Genomic DNA, 18,289 nt, shown 5'->3' on the forward strand with positions numbered 1-18,289 from the left:
TGGCCGTGCGTGACATTGATCAGGGTAGCGGCACCTGCTCTTTGTCATAGTGGAAATCAAAGAAAAAGTCCTCTCTTTCCTTGATCTTGAACTGCCAGCGGAAGTCCCCGCCCGATTCGCGGATATTAAAATCGGCGGGATAGACCAACGCGAAATTGACGGTTTCACCTTCTTTAATGACCTGCCCTTCGGTGAGTCCCACCAAGCGAGCCTGTTCGGTGCCACCATGCTCGGTAGTGACGTTGAGGTCGACGATGGTGTAGTCCCCTTTTGAGGCGGTCAATGCCCAGAGGCGGGTTAAGGCGCCCGAATCGGGGAATGTATTGCTATATGGCAGTGTCATCGAGCCTCCCTGATCAATGTCCATGGTGGCGAGGTCTGGCGGAACCGCACCTTGGGATGAGCCAGACGAACCATCGACAATGTAGCTCTGATCGCCTTGGATCAGCCTCAAGGTGGGATAATTCTCCGGAGTGACAACGGGAATGGTGAGGGTATACGGCTCGGAAGTGGCAACGCCATCGCTTACCACCAGGGTAACTTGGTAGGTGCCTGGTAGATCCGCGAGGAACATGAAATATTCTCTGTCACCTGCCTCGGTGGCAGTGCTGCCTTCGGGTTTTTTGTCCATGGTCCACAGGTAATACAAAGCATCCAGGTCAGGATCAATCGCATTGGATGCGAGATAGGCCTGCTGGCCGGTGACCAAGGGCTGTGTTTCGTCCATGCCCAGGTAGGGGTAGAGCGGGTTAATCCGGTTAGTTGCCAGCCGCGCTGTAGGATTGGTCTCCGGCGGGTTATTTTCAGACTTGGCCAGAACCTTACCGTAGATCAGGGTAGTGGGCCGGTTGGTGACACCATGTGAATCACGTACCGCTAGCATGACGACGTAGGCGCCGGGCTGATCCGTAACGATCCCAGCGCGAGCATTGACAAGCACCGCTCCGTCGTCGCTGGTAACATTTTGAAAAGTCAGTTTGGCGCTACTGCCATCCGGTTTGTCGAACAGGGTCCAGATATATTCCAGTGGATCATCATTGGGGTCGCTGCTGTCACGACCATCGAACCAAGCGGTATCGCCGACCAATACAGTGCCGGAGTCCACGGCCAACGCGGCTCTGGGAGCTTCGTTGGCACCGGTACGGGCAGTGAAGGTGCGTTGCTTCGGGGCACTGTCGTCCTCACCGTCATTCACAATCATTTCCACGGTATAGGCTCCGGGAACATCGGGCGTGAACCAAAAAGAGCCCTTGCCCGTCTGGTCTTCCTGCACGTAGCCCTCGGGGGTGCTGATCCAGCTATAACGGCGATTGCTGCTGCCGCAGCAGCCGCCGTCCGCGTCGTAGGAATTGCCGCTAGCCCAGATGGTCGTGCCGAGTTCCACTTCATTACTGTAGCTGCCTTCATAGAAACTCACATGGGGCTCGCCAAACCAGGTGGCCACCGGCGGGGTATTTTCAGCGCCATCGGGAAGGGTGACATCAATGGTTGCACTGGATTCACTGATGGAAACACCGTCGTGAACAACCAAATAAGCCGTCCATTTACCTACCACATCGGGGGTTATGCTGGGGGTCGCGGTATCATAATCGACCAGGGCATTCTCCACCGTTAGCAGGGAACCCGCCGGTTTTTGCGCGGTGACTTCCCGGGCTGTGTAGGATGGAGGAAACAGATACCAGCGATAGGTGAGAGGATTGCCGTCGGCGTCGCTGCTGCCGTTGCCGTCCAGGGTCAGGGTTTGACCTCGTTCAATAGTGTAAGGGCCACCGGCGTCAGCCACTGGCTTGGTGTTGGCGGTGCTCGCGATAATGGTAACCGTAAGCGGCGCGCTGATTTTTTCCTGATACCCCACGGTCAGAATGGCGGTGTAAGTACCAGCCATGTCCGCGTAGAAGCTGGTCAGCCCGGTGCCGGTTTGAGCCAGCGCGGCTGTGCTGCCCGTGGGCAGATCCTGCAAAGACCAGTTGTACACCAACTGAGCGGTATCGCCGCCGGTGGGGGGCACACTGTCGCTGCCGTCGAGCATAACGGTGGTGCCGATCAGCACATGGTACTCGGTCTCGGCGATGGCCACCGGATCAGGATTGGTGGCGATAATGGTAACCGCGTCATGACCGCTGTCGGCGGTACCATCATTGACCACCAGGTCCGCTTCGTAGGTGCCGGGCAGATCGGCGGTGAAGGTGGGTTGTGCTCCGGCCTCATCAGACAGCTCGGCGGCACTGCCCTCCGGCTTGCTGGCCAGCGACCAGGTGTAGCTGAGTGTCGCGCCCTCGGTGGGCGAACTGCTTTGTGTGCCATCAAGGGTAACGGTGGTGCCCATTTCCACGGTTTGATCGGGACCGGCGTTGGCGACGGGGAGAGGAACGGAAGCGCCTCCGCCACCTCCTCCGCCACCACCGCCGCAGGCGGCCAGCAATAACGAAGCGCACAACAGCGCGCACAGTGTTTTCAGGCATTGCATGGATGTCTCTCCATTAACACGTTGCTTGTTACTCATGCCGATTATTTGGCGGCGGAAAGGGGGGGACTCTATCCGCTCCCGTTGGTGCTCGGTTGATAGCGGGATGGAACCAGGATCAAGAAATCCTGGTTCGAATCCCGTGGCCGGTGAAAATCAAATCATCATGATTAGCGGGAACTGGGGGCGTATTCGAAGGTCCAGCCCGGCTTCTCCGCGATCTCGAAGGTATAGGTCATGCCGATCAGAGCATTGCCCCGGTCATAGCTTCCCTCGGGCAGGTCCGGGTCGGGGCCGACATTGCCCATGACTTCATCGGCGTTGGCCGGGGCGGTGAGGATAAGACTGAAATCGATGCTCTCCCCTCGTTGGATAACCTGGCCCTCGGTGAGCCCGGCGAATTTGGCGGAGAAGGATTCGGTGCCACTTCTTCTCGGTGCGCTGGTGCGAACATTGATGACGGTGTAATCACTGCCAAAGGCGGTCAGCCGGTAATTTTTGATGGCATTGTCACCCTCGACGAGTTGAAAGGAGGTTATCGGGAACGAATTGTCGGCGTGATCCCAATAGGGGAAGGCACGCTGCCGTGGGGCTTCGCCAGGCATACCGGTGGCGAAACCGTTTTGCATGACACGGTCCCAGCTATTGACCGTGCCGGCCGAGTGATAATCCTCCAGCAAAAGACTGGGGTAGTCAGCGCGTTGCACCGTTTTGAAGTTGAGAATGTGAGGTTCCGAGGTATCGATACCGTCGCTGACGATGGCGGTGGCGGTGTAGTTACCGGCGACGAGAGGTTTGCCAACGGTGAAAGTGGCATCGACGCTGGCGTCGGGCAGTTCGCTGCCTGCCGGTTGTTCCAGTGTCCACAGGTAATAGAGCGTATCGAGATCCGGATCCACTGCGTTTTGTGTATAGAGCAGAACCGGCTCGCTGCCATCATCGATCACGTAGGGTTGATCGGAATCGTTGAAGTGAGTGTTACGACGGCGATTCACCAGATGATCGTTGTCGTTGTTGATGCTGCCGATCACTGGCGGATTGTTCCGCGACTTGGCCAGGACTCTTCCGTAATAGGTGGAGGTGAGGCTACTGGTAACGCCATGACTGTCGGTAACGGCCAGAAGAACGATGTAAATACCGGGCTGATCCGCGACGACTCCTGCGCGGGCGTTATTCAGTACCGTGCCGTCGGTGCGGGTTACATTCTGGAATTGAAGTTGCGCGGTGCTGCCATCGGGTTTGTCCAGCAGGTGCCAATGGTAGGTCAGGGCGTTGTCGTCCGGATCCGTGCTTTCGGAACCGTCGAACCAGCCCGCTTCTCCTACCAGGATGGTCTGCGAATCCACCGTGATACGTGGAGAGGGAGCTCGGTTGGCGCCGGTACGGGCGATAAAGGTGCGGCGTGCCGGATCGCTGTCGGCCTCGCCGTCATTGACCGTCATTTCCACGGTGTACTGGCCTTCCACGGTGGGAGTGAAACTGAATGATCCCTTGCCGGTAAGGTCTTCCGCATCGTAACCAGCGGGGGTGGTGATCCATTGATAGCGGCGATTGCTGCTGCTGATATTGGTTCCGTCGATATCGTAGGAATTGCCGCTGGACCACACGGTACTGCCCAATTCCACTTCATCAGTGGGTACCGGAGCGATGAAACCAACGCGGGGTTTACTGTAAAAGGACGCCACCGGAGGGGTGTTTTCCGCGCCTTCCGGTTTGGTGACGGTAATGCTGGCGGAACTGAGATTACTGATGGACGTGCCGTCATGGACGACCAGGTATGCGCTCCAATTACCGGCAACATCAGGTGTCAGGGTGGGATTGGCGGTATCGTATCCTTGCAAGCCGTTGTCCAGCGTCAACGCCGATCCGTTGGGTATCCAGATAGCGGCGGACGCGGCGTCATGACCCGGGCTCATCAGGTACCAGCGATAGCTGAGCTGATCGTTGTCGGCATCGCTGCTGCCGGTGCCGTCCAGGGTCAGGGTTTGACCGCGTTCGATGGTATAAGGACCACCGGCATCGGCTACGGGTTTGCTATTGGCGTTCCCGGCAACAATGGTCACGGTCAGAGGCTCACTGGTTTTTTCCTGATAGTCGACGGTGAGGATGGCGGTGTAAGTACCGGCCATGTCCGCGTAGAAGCTGGTCAGCCCGGTGCCGGTTTGGGCTAGCGAGGCTGTGCTGCCCGCGGGCAGATCCTGCAAGTACCAGTTGTACACCAACTGAGCGGTATCGCCGCCGGTGGGGGGCACACTGCCGCTGCCGTCGAGCATAACGGTGGTGCCGATCAGCACATGGTACTCGGTCTCGGCGATGGCCACCGGATCAGGATTGGTGGCGATAATGGTAACCGCGTCATGACCGCTGTCGGCGGTACCATCATTGACCACCAGGTCCGCTTCGTAGGTGCCGGGCAGATCGGCGGTGAAGGTGGGTTGTGCTCCGGCCTCATCAGACAGCTCGGCGGCACTGCCCTCCGGCTTGCTGGCCAGCGACCAGGTGTAGCTGAGTGTCGCGCCCTCGGTGGGCGAACTGCTTTGTGTGCCATCAAGGGTAACGGTGGTGCCCATTTCCACGGTTTGATCGGGACCGGCGTTGGCGACGGGGAGAGGAACGGAAGTGCCTCCTCCACCTCCTCCGCCACCACCGCCGCAGGCGGCCAGCAATAACGAAGCGCACAACAGCGCGCACAGTGTTTTCAGGCATTGCATGGATGTCTCTCCATTAAGTTGCGGCGGATAATCAGAATTTCATTGTCAGACTCAGACGCGCGGTGCGGCCTGGTGCCGGCACCAGACCAAGACTCAGGGCATCCAGGTAGTACTGGTCGGTCAGATTATCGATGTTGAAATCGATGGTCAGGGATTCGTCGTATTGCCAACTGGCGTATACGTCCACCAGCCGGTAGTCATGCCAGGGCACCGGCCGGTTGAAGCCACGGGAAGTGTCGTCATTGAACGGCGGAGTCGGGGTGCGCTGACCCATGAAGGTGACGCGGGAGCCGATGTCCAGACGCCGTTTGAAAAGGCGCGCGCCCAGGGTGGCGCTGGCATGCCACTTTGGCGGGATCATGTTATTGAAATAGGAATTGGCCACACCGTAGTCACTGCAACGTTCGCGCCGGTAGCTACCGTAGTGACAAACCTCTATATGGTCGTACTTGGTACCGCCGAGTTTGGTATAAGCAAAACCGGCGTCATACTCCAGAGCCAGTTCGGTACCGTGCAGTGTCACGCTGTCGATATTCCGCATAACGAAGATCTGGTTGCCTTCTTCCCATACGTTCTGAGACGTCCTCGTCAGGTAATCGTGGGTAACGTTGCGAAAACGCGATAACTTCAGCGCCAGGCGATCATCATTCAGGAACAGGTCGCGCTGCAGAATGTTCAAGCCAATCTCTCTGTTGACGGCACGTTCAGGCTTTAACGGGACATCAAGCGCCGGTTGTACCGACCAGCCCTGGGTAGCCTCGAACAGGCTGGGCATACGCAGGCCCTCGGCATACCGGGCGTAGAACTGTACACCGTTCATCCAGGGCTCCCAGCTCACACTGACCACCGGAGCGCTACCGCTGTTGCGGGTGCGGTAACGGATCGGGTCGCAGGCGCCGTCGCCGTTGTTGTCCACGCAGAAAACGCTTTCGACATAAACGGTATCGATGACGTTGCCGTCATCGTCGTAGAGATTCTCTTCCCGGCCTTGTGGCACCACCAGTTTGTGATCGTCGGTTTCCGCGCGCAGATAGCGGATGCCCGCGTCCAGGGTCACGGTAGGATGTGGTTGCCATTGCCAGTTAAGAAAAGCGCTCAGTTCAGTGCGGTCGCCGATGCGGCCGAACCCCGCGTTGCTGATCGAGGTGTCGCCGTCACTGGCAGGAATATCGGTGTCGATTTCTTCTCTTTGCGCGGTAAAACCGTAGCTGAAGGTATGCCGCCCCCAGCGGTTGAGCAGCATCTCGTTGCTCAGATCACCCCCCCAACGGTCGTAACGCTCTGGCCTGGGTGTGTCTGAAAAGCCTTCATAGATGTCCTCGGAATAACTGCGGTTTACCGTGCGGGTATGGGTGTGCCACAGGTTGAAATCCAGATTTAGCCAGTTTTTGTCAATGGGATTCAGGTTGTAGCGGCTGGTATAGGTATGCGCGGTGACGGTGCTGTTGTCGGTCTGCTTGATCTGATCGAGCCAGATCAGTTGAGAAGGCATCAGTTCGCCGTATTCGCTGTCGTAGCGCTGGTACCCCAGTTCCCAGGTCTGATCTTCACTGAGGTAAAGATTACTTTTCAGCAGCAGGGTGTTGCTGCGGTTATTGCTGTTGACCACCCGTTCCTCGCCGCGAAAACGGGCGACGCCGTCGCGTATCGCCGTGACTTCGGTATAGAAGGGTAATGGCCGGTAGTTAAACTCCACCTCCGGGGTGGGACCGTGAGAGCCGGTGTAGTAATTGCCTTGATTCCTTTGTGCATAGGCGGCGATAAGGTCGAACCTCTCGAAACGCTTTGCTACCGCCAAACTGCCCGCCCAACTGCGCATATCCATCAATGATGGGCGATTCATGCCAGATGTCGCGCCAAAGCTGTCCGGCAATGCGTGTTCGCCCTCGCAAAGCGCGGGATGGGCGCAGTCTGTCCGGTAAGTGCGACCGGTGCCATTAAGACCGGCCGCGGTGCCGGAAGGTGGTGGCGAACTGCTGTTGCCCATGACACTGCCGCGTAACCGGATGCCCCAGTCCTTGCCGGGTTTGATGATGTCATTGGCGCCGATGGTGCGCATGCTGACCACGCCACCAGTGGCGCCGGTGCCGTCGGCGCTCATTACTGGCCCTTTTTGCACCTCGATCTCGGAGATCAGGTCCGGGTCCAGATAGGTGCGCGAGGAAACGCCGGCGTAGCCTCGGTAAACCGTGGTTTCCTGACGGGCTCCGTCGACCACCACCGGAACCCGCCCCTGGCCCTGCATGCCGCGAATATTGATATCCAGGCCGCCGCTGTTGCGATTCTCGCCCACCAGTACGCCGGGAGTGCCCTGGAAAATATCGCCCACCGAGGTGCCTCGAAATCGCTCGATCTCCTTTTGTTCGATAACGTTGACCGAGCCGGCGGTGCGGTATACCTGATCGGCCGCGGTGGAATGCCCCTGCACCTGGATAGGTTGCAGTGTGAACGCATCGGCGGTGGTCTCCGGGATGGACTGGATCACCCAGGCGCCATCGCCGACCGGCACCGCTTCCAACGGGCTGTCGCGCAACAGGATCGAAAGGGCTTCGGCTGGACGGTAGTTACCGGCCAGCGCGGACACGTTGATGCCCTGTACCAGACGGTCTTCGTAGGACACAGTGACGCCAGCCTGGCGCGAGTAAAGATCAAGAACGTCCCCGAGATTACCGGCGGGCAGGCTGAACGCCACTGCTCCGGAAGCCTGTGCCGTCGCCGGCATGGGCTGCCCCAGCCAAAACAAGGTGGTGAGCAGAATCAGAAAGGACTTGAAAGGTTGCGGCATCGAAACGGTTTCCTTTTCTCCGGCCATGTATTGTCTGAGCCGAACGAAATCGGAAAACCCGTAAACGAAAATGAGAATTTTTTGAACTGGAGGCCGCGTCATCGATAGTCCCGCGGCATGAGCCAGTCAGGGGCATGATCTGGTTTTCGGAAATGTAACCCGAGGGGGGGGCTTTTTCGGCGGTGAACAGCCTGCCAGTGCCTGTCGTCAGGCGTTCTGTACTGGCACGATTTCGGCCCACCAGCGAGTGAAGTAGCGGACTTCCGCGTTGGCGGAACGGGCCATGGCTTCCAGGGCGAGCCCGGTGTCGTTGAGTTGGTAGACACCGGAAGCGAGAAAGGTTTGCAGGCTGGGGTCACAACGCAGGATGCCGGTGCGGTACCGCGACAGCTCCGCCAGCAGTTCCGCCAACGGCATATTGCGGACGGAAAAAATACCCTCCACCCAGGCGCTGTAATCGAAGCGCCGACCATCCACCGCGGTCAGGCCGGTATCACTGACGCGGAAAACCTGGCCGCTTTTAACCTGTGCTGGCGCACCGGTCAGACGCGGCCTCACCATGACGTCGCCTTCAATCACTTGCAGAAGAGTATGGTCCTGCTCCCGGCGCACCAGGAAGCGGGTGCCCAGAGTGGTGAGGGAGCCCTGTGGGAAATGCACTTGCAGTGGTCTGGCATCGGTGTCGGTATGCAGATGGATTTCGCCGCGCGACAGGTGTACATGGCGCTCGCCGTCATTGAAGCGGACTTTGATGGCGCTGTCGGTATTCAGCCAGACACGACTTCGATCCTGAAGAATGTATTGATGGCGTTCTCCTGTCCGGGTGGCGTAGTCGGCGTCGAGATGTTGCAGGACTCCCTGGTCGGTGGCCAGCCAGCCAAGGCTGGACAGACCCAGCGCGGAACCGGTGATCACACAGAGAGCCTGCCGGCGGCTCAGCCGGCGCCTTTCCTCATCGGTCCGGTGTAAGGTAGTGCGCGCCAAGGCCGGCGCCTTGCCAGCGGCATCGTGAAAGACACTGTCCAGTTTACCAAGACGCTGCCAGGCCAATTCATGGGCGGGATCGGCATCGCGCCAATGGCGGCAGGCTTGCTCATCCGACGGTCGTGCCAGACCAGACTCCAGACGAATACGCCAGGCGATGGCGGTTTTGATCACCGATTCAGTTAGCGAGGGCGCGTTTGCTCCAGCGCCTGATGGGTTGGGGCGATGGTGTGTCATAAAGCCGGCCGCTCCCCATAGGCGGCGATGTAGCATTTGAGCATGGCCTTGGCCATGTATTTCTCCACCGACGACAAACTGATGCCGAGCTGCTCGGCGATCTTCCGATAGGGAAGCCCGTCCAGACGTGACATCAGGAAGGTTTTTTTCTCGATCGGCCGCAGACCGTCCAGCAGCGTGTCGATACGTTCCAATAGTTGCAGCAATTCCCACTGATCTTCGGGGGACGGCTGCTCCTGCTCGGGCAGGGCGGTCAGCAAGGCCAGATAGTTTCGTTCCAGTATTTGGCGCCGGGCCTGATCAACGGCCAGGTTGCCGGCGGTTTTCGCCAGCCAGGCGCGGGCGTTGCGGATGCCATTCGGAAGCATCGGGCGGTCCAACAAGCGCATGAACGTATCGTGCGCCAGATCCTGGGCATTGTCGGCGCCGCGGGTGCGTTTCAGCAACCAGCGGACCAGCCAGGCATGATGCTCTTGATAGAGTTTGGAAAATCCCGCTTGTTCAGACGTATCGCCATCCACGGTCAAGTGCCCCCGGTTTTCCCAAGCCAGTACGAAGCAAGAGGGCTCACATTAAATGAAAGTGATTCTCATTACAACGCGAAATTGAGAACAACCGTGGAAGGCGTAGAGCGTAGCGGCGGTGCGGGGGCCGACCGAACCAAGACGCTCGGCTCGGACCGCCGAGTCCTACTGCTTTTAATCCGCACCGTTACCTGATCAAAAGGGGCACGCCGGTGGCATGGTCATGTCAGCCGGGTGTCTACCGGTGCCCAGCCCGGCTGATAAACAGTCGGGCTGGGCACCGCCGGGTTCACGGTAAACGGGTATGAGCAGGGAAAATGTAGGGGATATAGTTGAAAGTCCATTCTGGCCGTTCGGTTATCCCGAATGACCAGAGCAGCCCTTCGCCGAGATTGGGGCGTGCGCCTTCCCCGTTCCAGCCATAGAGTGTGGCGGGGGTTTCAAGCACCAGCGAGAAGGTCACCGTGGTCCCTTTGTTTATTACCTGGCCGTCGCGGAGACCCTCGAAGGCAATCTTGTATTCCTGCTCCGCGCTGATTCCCGTGGAGAGTGCCTGTAGATCGCTGATGGTGTAATCCTGATCGAATGCCGTGAGCTGGTAGGTATCAAGAATATAGCGTTGTTCCGGCTCGAGAAAGGACTCAAAGAACGGGAATGCGGAACCCTTTTTGAACCGGTATGGGAATACTTGCTGTTTTGCATAGTCAGGGGCGGATTCCAATGGTTGTTGCAGGCTGGAGCGATGGGATGAGGTCCGCTCCAGCAGCATGGTGGGGTAATCTTCGCGATTCACCGCGGGTATGGTGAAGTTGAAGGGACCAGTGGTGTCAATACCGTCACTGACCAGTAGTTGTAATCTGTAAGTTGCTGCATTGGCGGGGGCCAGATTGAGGTTACTACAGGTCCAGTTACGTAAGCCTATTACTGCCTCATAGAGTTTTTCCATGGTGTCGTAGGGGCCCTGAGCGTCATAGACATAGCCATTTCCGCACAGGCCGGCCATATAGCGGTCGGGTAAGCCATTCCCTGTTGTGGATGAAGCGAATTGATGTTCTTCGCCAGGATTGAGCAGCGACCACAGATAGGTCAGTTGATCACCATCGGGATCATAGGCATCAGCGACCAGTTCCACCGAATTATGGAAAGGCATGAACGCCGTATTGTCAGTGTCCAGGGAAGGTGGGGTGACCGGGTAAACCACCAGGGGTTGTGATGCGCTAAATTGATTGTCCACTATTGCCGGGCGTGCAACTGGTGCATTGTTCGTGGCCTTGGCGAACACCATGAACCGGGTTGGTGTGCTGGAGAAACCGTGACTGTCGGTAACCACCAGTTCCACGTGATAAGGGCCTGCCTTGTCGGCTACAAAACTGGGAAAAGCGGTATCGGTTTTAGACAAGCTGGCTTCACTGCCGTCCGGTCGGCTGATCAATTCCCAGTGGTAGGTTAGCCGATTGTCGTCGGGGTCGGTGCTGCCTTCTCCGTCGAGATTGACCGTCTGGCCGATGCCGATAGCCGTGCCCACACCGGTTAGTTCAACCTTGGCGATAGGGGGACGGTTTGCACCCGTGAGGGCGGTGTAGGTCTGGATTACCGGGTCGCTCCATAGCTCACCGTCGAAGACCTGAAGCTCAATCTCATAATCCCCCGCAACACTGAGGGTGATACTCATGGAAGGGGCTTCGGGGGTGCCATATTGCCCGATCACCATATCCTTCTCCGGGTCAAAGCCGTTTGGGTAACTTACCAGACGCCATTTCTTGCCGATGTTATGTACTGCGTAGGGCGGGTTTTCCTGGTCATAGGAATAGGTCGAGGTGGGGCTGATATTGGAACCGAGCTCTATTTCAAAGGTTTTTCCCCAGTTAGGAGTCAGCGCTGCCACCGGCTTGGTATTGACGTGGCCGGCGGGCAATTGATCGACGACGACTCGTACCGTATCGGTACTGACGGAGGTGCCGTCATAGACCTGCAACCATAGCGAATAAGAGCCAACCATATCAGGCACGAATGACGGGGTAGCGGTGTCGGCGTTTGTCAGCGTGGCTTGGGATCCCGGCGGCAACAGGCCAGTGGTAATGCTTGGGCTGACACCAAAGCCCCAGCGGTACTGAAGAGCGTTTCCATCCGGATCATAGCTGCCACTACCATCCAGGTGCACCCGTTCTCCAAGTGTCCGTCCCTCCAGAGTGTCTCCAGCGTCCGCCACGGGGAGCCCGTTGGCTTTGGACGCGGTCAGCTCCAGGACGGTCGGTTCGCTGGTTTTGTCGTCATAGCTGACTTGCAAGGAAAAAGTATAAGTGCCCTCCACGTCAGCTGTGAAACGGGGCATGACATAGGTGCCGTCGTCGAGAGTGGCGGAGCTGCTTTCCGGTTGGCTTTCCAATACCCAGTGGTACTTCAGCCAGGCGCTGCTCGTCCCGGTTGGCGCCAGACTGGCGCCGCCATCCAATTGATACTGCTGTCCAACGAGAATGATGCTTGGCGCAACGGGTACCGCGATCGGGATTGAATTTGTCGCGGTGAGGTTCGCGCATTCCTGGCCGCTGGTACGGTTGCTGTCCTGGACCACCAGGCAGACCTTGTAGTCTCCCGGCAGGTCAGGCAGAAAGAGAGCAGTGGATGAATCCGCATTTTCGGGCTGTGCCGTGCTGTTGCCGGGGGCACTTGTTACCGTCCAGGAATACTGAACGGTCGTGCCTTCTACAGCGTTGCTGGCACCGGTGAGGGTGATGGATTCATCATTGCCAATATCGAATTCGGTTTGGGACGCGGTTACCGTGGCAAGCAATGCCGGTGTGCCGGAGCCACCGCCTCCACCGCCTCCGCAGGCGGTTATCAATGCTGAGATACAAAGGGGGATGGCCGCCCTTTTTAACGCGTTCATATATACTCTCCATTGGCGTGAATGGACCGTTATTTAGAAATTCCAGGTCAGGCTCAGACGTGCACTGCGCCCTGGCGCGGGTACCAGTCCAAGGCTCAGGGCATCCAGGTAGTACTGGTCGGTAAGATTGTCGATGTTGAAGTCCACGGTCAGGTCGTCGCTCAGCGCATAACTGAGATACAGATCCAGCAGGGTGTAGCGGTGCCACTGAACCGGCCCGTTAAAACCTTGTTTCGTTTGGTCGTCGAATTCCGGGGTACGGTTGCGTTCGCCCATGAACGTGGCACGCAAACCCGTATCCAGTTTGCGTTTGAATAAACGCATGCCAAGCGTTGACGAGGCATGCCAGTTGGGAGGAATCATGTTGTTCAGATAAGAGTTGGCGATGCCGTAGTCGGTGCAGCGGTCGCGCCGGTAGCTGCCGTAATGGCACATCTCGATATGATGATAGCGAGTGCCGCTGGCTTGTAGATACCAGAAGCCGGCATCGTATTCGAGGCTGAGTTCCGTACCGAAGAACTCCGCGCTTTCAATATTACGAGTGGTGAAAAATCGCTGCCCGGAGCCTTCTTCCCATACATTGGGGCTGGTACGGGTGAGATAATCGTCAATACGGTTGCGAAAATAGGACAGCTTGACGCGGAAACGGTCATCAGGCTGGATCAGACCATCCTTGAGAAAAGCTACCCCGACCTCTTTATTATGTGCTCTTTCCGGTTTCAGATTGACATCCAGAGCTGGAGCGGTGGAAAAGCCGGACGTGCCCTCGAACAGGCTTGGCATGCGCAAAGCCTCCGCATAGCGGCCATAGAATCGCAGGCCGCGTAAAGGCTCCCAGGTAATACTGTAAAGGGGCGCGCTGCCAGAATGCTTGTTCTTGTAATGGAGCAAATCGCATTCGCCATCACCGTCACCATCCTCGCAGAAGGAACTGCCTTCTTGAACGCTGGTGGCTTTGTTGTCCTTGGAGTCGAAACGGGTATATCGGATTCCTGCGTCGATAGTTACGCTGGCCACCGGTTTCCACTGCATATTGGTGAAAGCGCTGATTTCCTGACGCTGTCCGTCGCGGCCGCTGGTGTCACCGGGGATTGCGCTGACATCGGCGTTCACCGATCGGGTGGTGAGTTTTTCATCCTGCCAGGCAAGGCCATAGTCGAATTTCATGTTGGCGGCAACAAGCCGGGAAGTGTTACTGATGTCGCTTCCCCAACGCCGATAATTCTCTTTTTCGTCGCTGCCGAAATCCAGTTCGTTGGAATAGTTAGCGTTTTGCTGGTCTGTATCGGTATGCCAGAGATTGGCTTTAAAATCGATTAAATCGGTGTTGATGGGCTGCCAGCGATAGCGGCTGGTGTAGGTATTGGCTTCGGCCCGGCTGCCTTCAGTCTCGCGGATTTCACCGAGCCAAAGAAGCTGGGATGGCATCATCTCGCCGTATACGCTTTTGTAACGCAGCCAGGATATCTCCAGGGACTGATCCGCGGGTAGATAGAGGAGGCTTTTCAATAGCAATGAGCGGCTTTCGTAATGGGTATTGGCGATACGCTCACCGGCGCGGAACCGCGTGGCGCCACTGAGGGCGGGGCGAACTTCGGTCCAGAAGCCGCGATCATAGCGTTCGCTAAGATCGAGCTTCGGGGTTGGACCGTTTTTGCCGGCATAGTAGTTGCCTTGCCGGCGCTGCGCATAGGCGGCCACCAGATCCAGCTTCTCGAAGCTCTTGGCCAGTGCCAGACTCCCGGACCAGCCTTTCATGTCAAGCAGCCCCGGGCGATTCATGGTATCGGTTGGACCGTACACCCGGCTGAGATCGTAAGGACCTTGGCACAGTTCCGCGGTCACGCAGTCAACCCGATAGGTTGTGCTGTCCTCTCCGGATAAGCCGTTCACGTTGTAACCGGAGCTGCCGCCAACGGTTGCACGGCTGCCGGAGTTATTGCCGAGAGCACTGCCTCTCAGACGGATACCCCAGTCCTTGCCGGGCTTGATGATGTCACTGGGTTTCAGCGTGCTCATACTGACCACGCCGCCAGTGGCGCCGGTGCCTTCCGCGGTCATTACCGGACCTTTTTCGATGCGCACCGAACTGATCAGATCCGGGTCGATGTAACTGCGGCTGGAAACGCCCGAGTAACCGCGGTAAACCGTGGTCTCCTGGCGGGCTCCGTCGACCAGTACCGGCACCCGTCCTTGTCCCTGCATGCCCCTGATGTTCAGATCGAGGCCGCCAGAATTACGGTTTTCACCCACCAGGACACCAGCGGTGCCTTGAAAAATATCGCCCACCGAGGTGCCTCGAAACCGTTCGATCTCCTTACGTTCGATGACATTCACGGATCCGGCCGCCCGGTACGCCTGGTCTTTGGCGCTGGATCGGCCCTGGACCTGGATCGGCTCCAGTACCAGCGCATCGCCGGCGGGCACGGAGTAGATCACCGCGGCGTTGTGGCCAGTGCCGCGCCAAATCAGCTCGGTGCCTTCCAGCAGGCGGGTGAGAGCCTGCTCTGGAGAAAGAGTGCCAATCACCTGGCGCGATTGACGCTGGCTGGCAAGTTCGGAAGCCACGGAAATCTGCCAGCCGGACTGGCGTGAAAAAGCATTGATGGCGGAAGCGAGGGGCTGCGCCGGAATGTTGAACGGATGCAGGGTCCGGTCGTTGGCTTCGATGCCGGAAACGGGCACCGATTGCGCCAGGGTTGGCATTGGCAGAACAGTACCGATACCAGCAAGCAGCAGGCAGCGTGTCAGCAGCTGCATCATGTGAGGCTCCTGTCTTGAAACCGAGAATGAGATCGATTCTCTTAAAGTTCAAAGACGGAGAGCCCGACGAATTTTCCCAACTATTGAGGTTTTTTTTAAAAAAACGTTTTAAAAAGGCCCCGGCCGTGGCCGGGGAGAATGGACGCTAATCGGAGATGATCCGTAACAGCGGTGACAAGGACAGCAAATGACCTTGATGAGTGGCGATCAGATTGTCCAAAGCCTGATCAGGGGTGGAAAGATCATAAACGCCGGTGACGCGTTTCGTGGCGAGGGTCTTGTCGGCCAGGAAAATATGGCCTCGGTGATAACGTTGCAACGTGGCGACCACATCGGCGACGGTGGCACCGTTTACGAACAACCGGTTGCCGCGCCAACCGGCCACATCCTCGGTGGCCAGAGTCGATCGCTCCAGGGTGCCGTCATGGAACAGGGAAATCTGTTCGCCAGGCTGTAGTTGGCCGAGCAAGCGCGGCGAGGATGAACCGGTCTGCTCCACCCTCACCTTGCCGCTGGCCACGCTGACGGTATCCGACAGACCGCCGATGGCGACGTTGAAACGGGTACCCAGCACGGTGACGTCAAGATCCCTTGCATGAACAACAAAGGGGCGCCCGGGGTCGGGGGTGACATCGAAGAAAGCTTCGCCACGCAGCAGTGTCACGGTACGGGTGCCGGTGTCGAAGTCGGTGCTCAGGGCGCTGTCCGCGCCGAGATGGATGGTACTGCCGTCGGCGAGGGTAAGGGTTTGGTTCACCGCGGTGCCGGTGATGTGATCCGCTTGCCAATGCAGCAACGCGGTGGGACCGACGGCCAAGAGCAGACAGGCGGCAACGGCCACCGCGCCAACCGCGCGCAACAGGCGCTGCCGGTTTGGAGTGGGGCTGGGGGCGGGAACCGGTTGCTCCCTCCCTTCAGGGGCCGCTCGCAGCAGCCGCCAGGTTTGCCGTGCGTGGCGCCAGGCCTCGACGTGGCCGGGGCCGGCGTCCAGCCAGGCCTGATGCTGTCGGTGCAGATCGGTGTTGGCGGGATCGTCCTGCAACCGCAACAGCCAGTCCATTGCCTCGCTGATGTGCTGCTCCCGGTCTGTATGCGGTGGCTCCAATGTCATCAACCCTTCCTGATGGCTGCTCGCATTGTACATGACGAATGAGGCACGGGTTTTAATCATCATCGCGGTCATCATCGGCGGCGGATTGGTTGGCCCGGTCGAGATGAAGCGCGATCCGGACCAGCCCCTGGTGCACCAGTCGTTGCGCCGTGGAGGTGGAGACATTCAGTGTTTTGGCAATATCGTGTAATCGCGCTTCGCCCAGACGATGCATCTCCAATGCCTTTCGGGTGGTCTCGGGGAGTGCTTCCAGGGCCTTGCGCACTTCATCGAGTTGTTGCGTGTTGAGCAGGCTGCGTTCCGGCTCGGGCAGGGCGCCCGGCGCCATCCAGGCGTGCAATGGCTCTTCGTCATCAGAGTGGCGATAGCGGTTTTCCAGCATCAGTCTGCGGGTCAGATCGGTGGCCAGATTGCGGACGATACGATAGAGATATTGCGCCGGCTGCCGGGGTGCGGTGGAACTGGCGAATCGCAGCCAGGCATCCTGCACCACTTCCTCCGCGGTGGCCCGGCTGCCGGTGAGTGGCGTAGCGTAGTTGATCAAGGCCGCGCGATGCTCCAGGTAGACCTTGAGTTTGTCGTTGTCGCCGTGCATGGACGATATCCCGAGCCCCCTCAAAAACGCGCTTCATGGAATTAATGGGGAAAAGACTTTATTGTTAATGAGAATTGTTGTCAATTGGCGCGTTCCCTGGCCTGACCCGAGGCTCGGACACTCTGGTGCGGCGGGTCGGCCCGGTGACGCCGTCGCCGGGATTCGGGACATTTGATGGCATTGACGAAACCGGAGGAGAACGATGGATACGGTACAAGCTCGAATGACCAACTTGTTCCTGCAGCTGGGGCTCGACGCCAGCCCGGAAGGGATCGAACGGTTTATCGCCGGACACTTCCTGCCGGCGGAGATGAATATTCTGGAGGCGCCGTTCTGGAGCGATCCCCAGAGGCAATTGCTGCGGGAACTGCTCAACAATGACGCTGAGTGGGCGGTGGTGGTGGACCAGTTGAACGAATCTCTGCATGAGGAGGACGCTTGACCGGCCGGCACGAGTGGCCATCGGCCCGATGCGGCACGGTGGAAATGGTCCGATGAAAATAAAAGTAAGATAAATTCCAATCTCGTTCGTCTTGATAGTACAGGACGGTTCAGCCGGGGTGCCGCGCGCCGCCGGGAACCGCCATCCGATCCATCAGACAGGACGAACGAGCATGTCCAATGCCCCCTTATCCACCTTCCTTAAAGATGGCACCAGCCAGGAACATGAGCGGCTCGACAAGCGCATCATGACGCTGGCGCCGTTCGCGGATCGCGAGCGCTATGCGCTGTTCGTGCGCACTCAGACCCGGCTGCAGAGAGTCGCCTCGCCACTCTATCAATCAGAACAGCTGGAGCAGTGGTTGCCCGGTCTCGCTGGCCGTGACCGGCTGACGGCGGCGTTGGCCGATTGTGAGGATCTGGGTGTCCCGCCGGAAGCGGTGGAAGAAGACCAGCGGGCCGCCCAAGGCGTCGGTGCCGGCGACGACTACGCCGCGCTTGGCTGGCTTTACACCGTGGAGGGTTCCAATCTGGGGGCGGCTTTCCTGCTTAAACATGCGAAAAGCGAGCTGGGGCTGTCCGAAACCTTCGGTGCCCGTCACCTGGCCGGCCATGGTGATGGGCGCGGCCTGCACTGGCGGCGGTTCAAGGAAGGCCTGGATGCGCTGATGCTTTCCCACGATGAGCGGCAACGGGCACTGCAAGGCGCGCTCGATGCCTTTGCTTTTGCCCGTCAGGGCGTGGAAGCACTGCTGGCCACCGCCGAGGTGGACGCGCAGTGAAGGGG

The 18,289-nt window shown here is 58.5% G+C and carries 11 protein-coding genes; 2 read left to right on the plus strand and 9 right to left on the minus strand.

Annotated features, from left to right (window positions below; translation table 11 throughout):
• Positions 1-19: 19 nt before the first annotated feature.
• From E0L37_RS03825 to E0L37_RS03865, 9 genes are all read right to left on the minus strand, one after another.
• Positions 20-2,467: a PKD domain-containing protein gene (locus tag E0L37_RS03825; RefSeq protein ID WP_133490468.1), complete on the minus strand. Its 2,448-nt coding sequence runs from the start codon at positions 2,465-2,467 to the stop codon at positions 20-22.
• A 167-nt stretch (positions 2,468-2,634) separates the two neighbouring features.
• Positions 2,635-5,175: a PKD domain-containing protein gene (locus E0L37_RS03830; protein ID WP_133490469.1), complete on the minus strand. Its 2,541-nt coding sequence runs from the start codon at positions 5,173-5,175 to the stop codon at positions 2,635-2,637.
• Positions 5,176-5,206: 31 nt separating this feature from the next.
• The gene (locus E0L37_RS03835) at positions 5,207-7,960 is read right to left on the minus strand and encodes a TonB-dependent receptor (protein ID WP_133490470.1); all 2,754 of its coding nucleotides are present in this window, start codon (positions 7,958-7,960) and stop codon (positions 5,207-5,209) included.
• Positions 7,961-8,167: 207 nt separating this feature from the next.
• Complete coding sequence (locus tag E0L37_RS03840) at positions 8,168-9,181, minus strand: FecR domain-containing protein (RefSeq protein ID WP_166642992.1); 1,014 nt, start codon at positions 9,179-9,181, stop codon at positions 8,168-8,170.
• Complete coding sequence (locus tag E0L37_RS03845) at positions 9,178-9,702, minus strand: sigma-70 family RNA polymerase sigma factor (RefSeq protein ID WP_133490670.1); 525 nt, start codon at positions 9,700-9,702, stop codon at positions 9,178-9,180. The genes E0L37_RS03840 and E0L37_RS03845 overlap by 4 nt, the downstream gene beginning before the upstream one ends.
• Positions 9,703-9,994: 292 nt before the next feature.
• Positions 9,995-12,592, minus strand: coding sequence for a PKD domain-containing protein (locus tag E0L37_RS03850; protein ID WP_133490472.1), 2,598 nt, complete (start codon positions 12,590-12,592; stop codon positions 9,995-9,997).
• A gap of 33 nt (positions 12,593-12,625) precedes the next feature.
• Positions 12,626-15,355 (minus strand): TonB-dependent receptor, encoded by a 2,730-nt coding sequence (locus tag E0L37_RS03855; RefSeq protein ID WP_133490473.1) that lies wholly within the window; start codon positions 15,353-15,355, stop codon positions 12,626-12,628.
• Between the two features lie 145 nt (positions 15,356-15,500).
• A complete protein-coding gene (locus E0L37_RS03860) occupies positions 15,501-16,529 on the minus strand; it encodes a FecR family protein (RefSeq protein WP_159660192.1) in 1,029 nt (342 codons plus the stop codon).
• Positions 16,519-17,061, minus strand: coding sequence for a sigma-70 family RNA polymerase sigma factor (locus E0L37_RS03865; protein ID WP_133490475.1), 543 nt, complete (start codon positions 17,059-17,061; stop codon positions 16,519-16,521). The genes E0L37_RS03860 and E0L37_RS03865 overlap by 11 nt, the downstream gene beginning before the upstream one ends.
• A 202-nt stretch (positions 17,062-17,263) precedes the next feature.
• Here E0L37_RS03865 and E0L37_RS03870 point away from each other — a divergent pair, with 202 nt between their 5' ends.
• Both E0L37_RS03870 and E0L37_RS03875 read left to right on the plus strand, forming a co-directional pair.
• Positions 17,264-17,503 (plus strand): DUF2789 domain-containing protein, encoded by a 240-nt coding sequence (locus E0L37_RS03870; RefSeq protein ID WP_133490476.1) that lies wholly within the window; start codon positions 17,264-17,266, stop codon positions 17,501-17,503.
• A 172-nt stretch (positions 17,504-17,675) separates the two neighbouring features.
• A complete protein-coding gene (locus E0L37_RS03875; protein ID WP_133490477.1) occupies positions 17,676-18,284 on the plus strand; it encodes a biliverdin-producing heme oxygenase in 609 nt (202 codons plus the stop codon).
• Positions 18,285-18,289 lie beyond the last annotated feature (5 nt).

The organism is Alcanivorax sp. 24, from assembly GCF_004360225.1.
GTDB classification, from domain to species: domain Bacteria; phylum Pseudomonadota; class Gammaproteobacteria; order Pseudomonadales; family Alcanivoracaceae; genus Alloalcanivorax; species Alloalcanivorax xiamenensis.

Excerpts from the sequence above, each read along its gene's own strand:
- E0L37_RS03825 (WP_133490468.1), bottom strand. The coding sequence starts at position 2,467 with ATGCAATGCCTGAAAACACTGTGCGCGCTGTTGTGCGCTTCGTTATTG.
- E0L37_RS03830 (WP_133490469.1), bottom strand. The coding sequence starts at position 5,175 with ATGCAATGCCTGAAAACACTGTGCGCGCTGTTGTGCGCTTCGTTATTG.
- E0L37_RS03835 (WP_133490470.1), bottom strand. The coding sequence starts at position 7,960 with ATGCCGCAACCTTTCAAGTCCTTTCTGATTCTGCTCACCACCTTGTTT.
- E0L37_RS03840 (WP_166642992.1), bottom strand. The coding sequence starts at position 9,181 with ATGACACACCATCGCCCCAACCCATCAGGCGCTGGAGCAAACGCGCCC.
- E0L37_RS03850 (WP_133490472.1), bottom strand. The coding sequence starts at position 12,592 with ATGAACGCGTTAAAAAGGGCGGCCATCCCCCTTTGTATCTCAGCATTG.
- E0L37_RS03855 (WP_133490473.1), bottom strand. The coding sequence starts at position 15,355 with ATGATGCAGCTGCTGACACGCTGCCTGCTGCTTGCTGGTATCGGTACT.
- E0L37_RS03860 (WP_159660192.1), bottom strand. The coding sequence starts at position 16,529 with ATGATGATTAAAACCCGTGCCTCATTCGTCATGTACAATGCGAGCAGC.
- E0L37_RS03865 (WP_133490475.1), bottom strand. The coding sequence starts at position 17,061 with ATGCACGGCGACAACGACAAACTCAAGGTCTACCTGGAGCATCGCGCG.
- E0L37_RS03870 (WP_133490476.1), top strand. The coding sequence starts at position 17,264 with ATGGATACGGTACAAGCTCGAATGACCAACTTGTTCCTGCAGCTGGGG.
- E0L37_RS03875 (WP_133490477.1), top strand. The coding sequence starts at position 17,676 with ATGTCCAATGCCCCCTTATCCACCTTCCTTAAAGATGGCACCAGCCAG.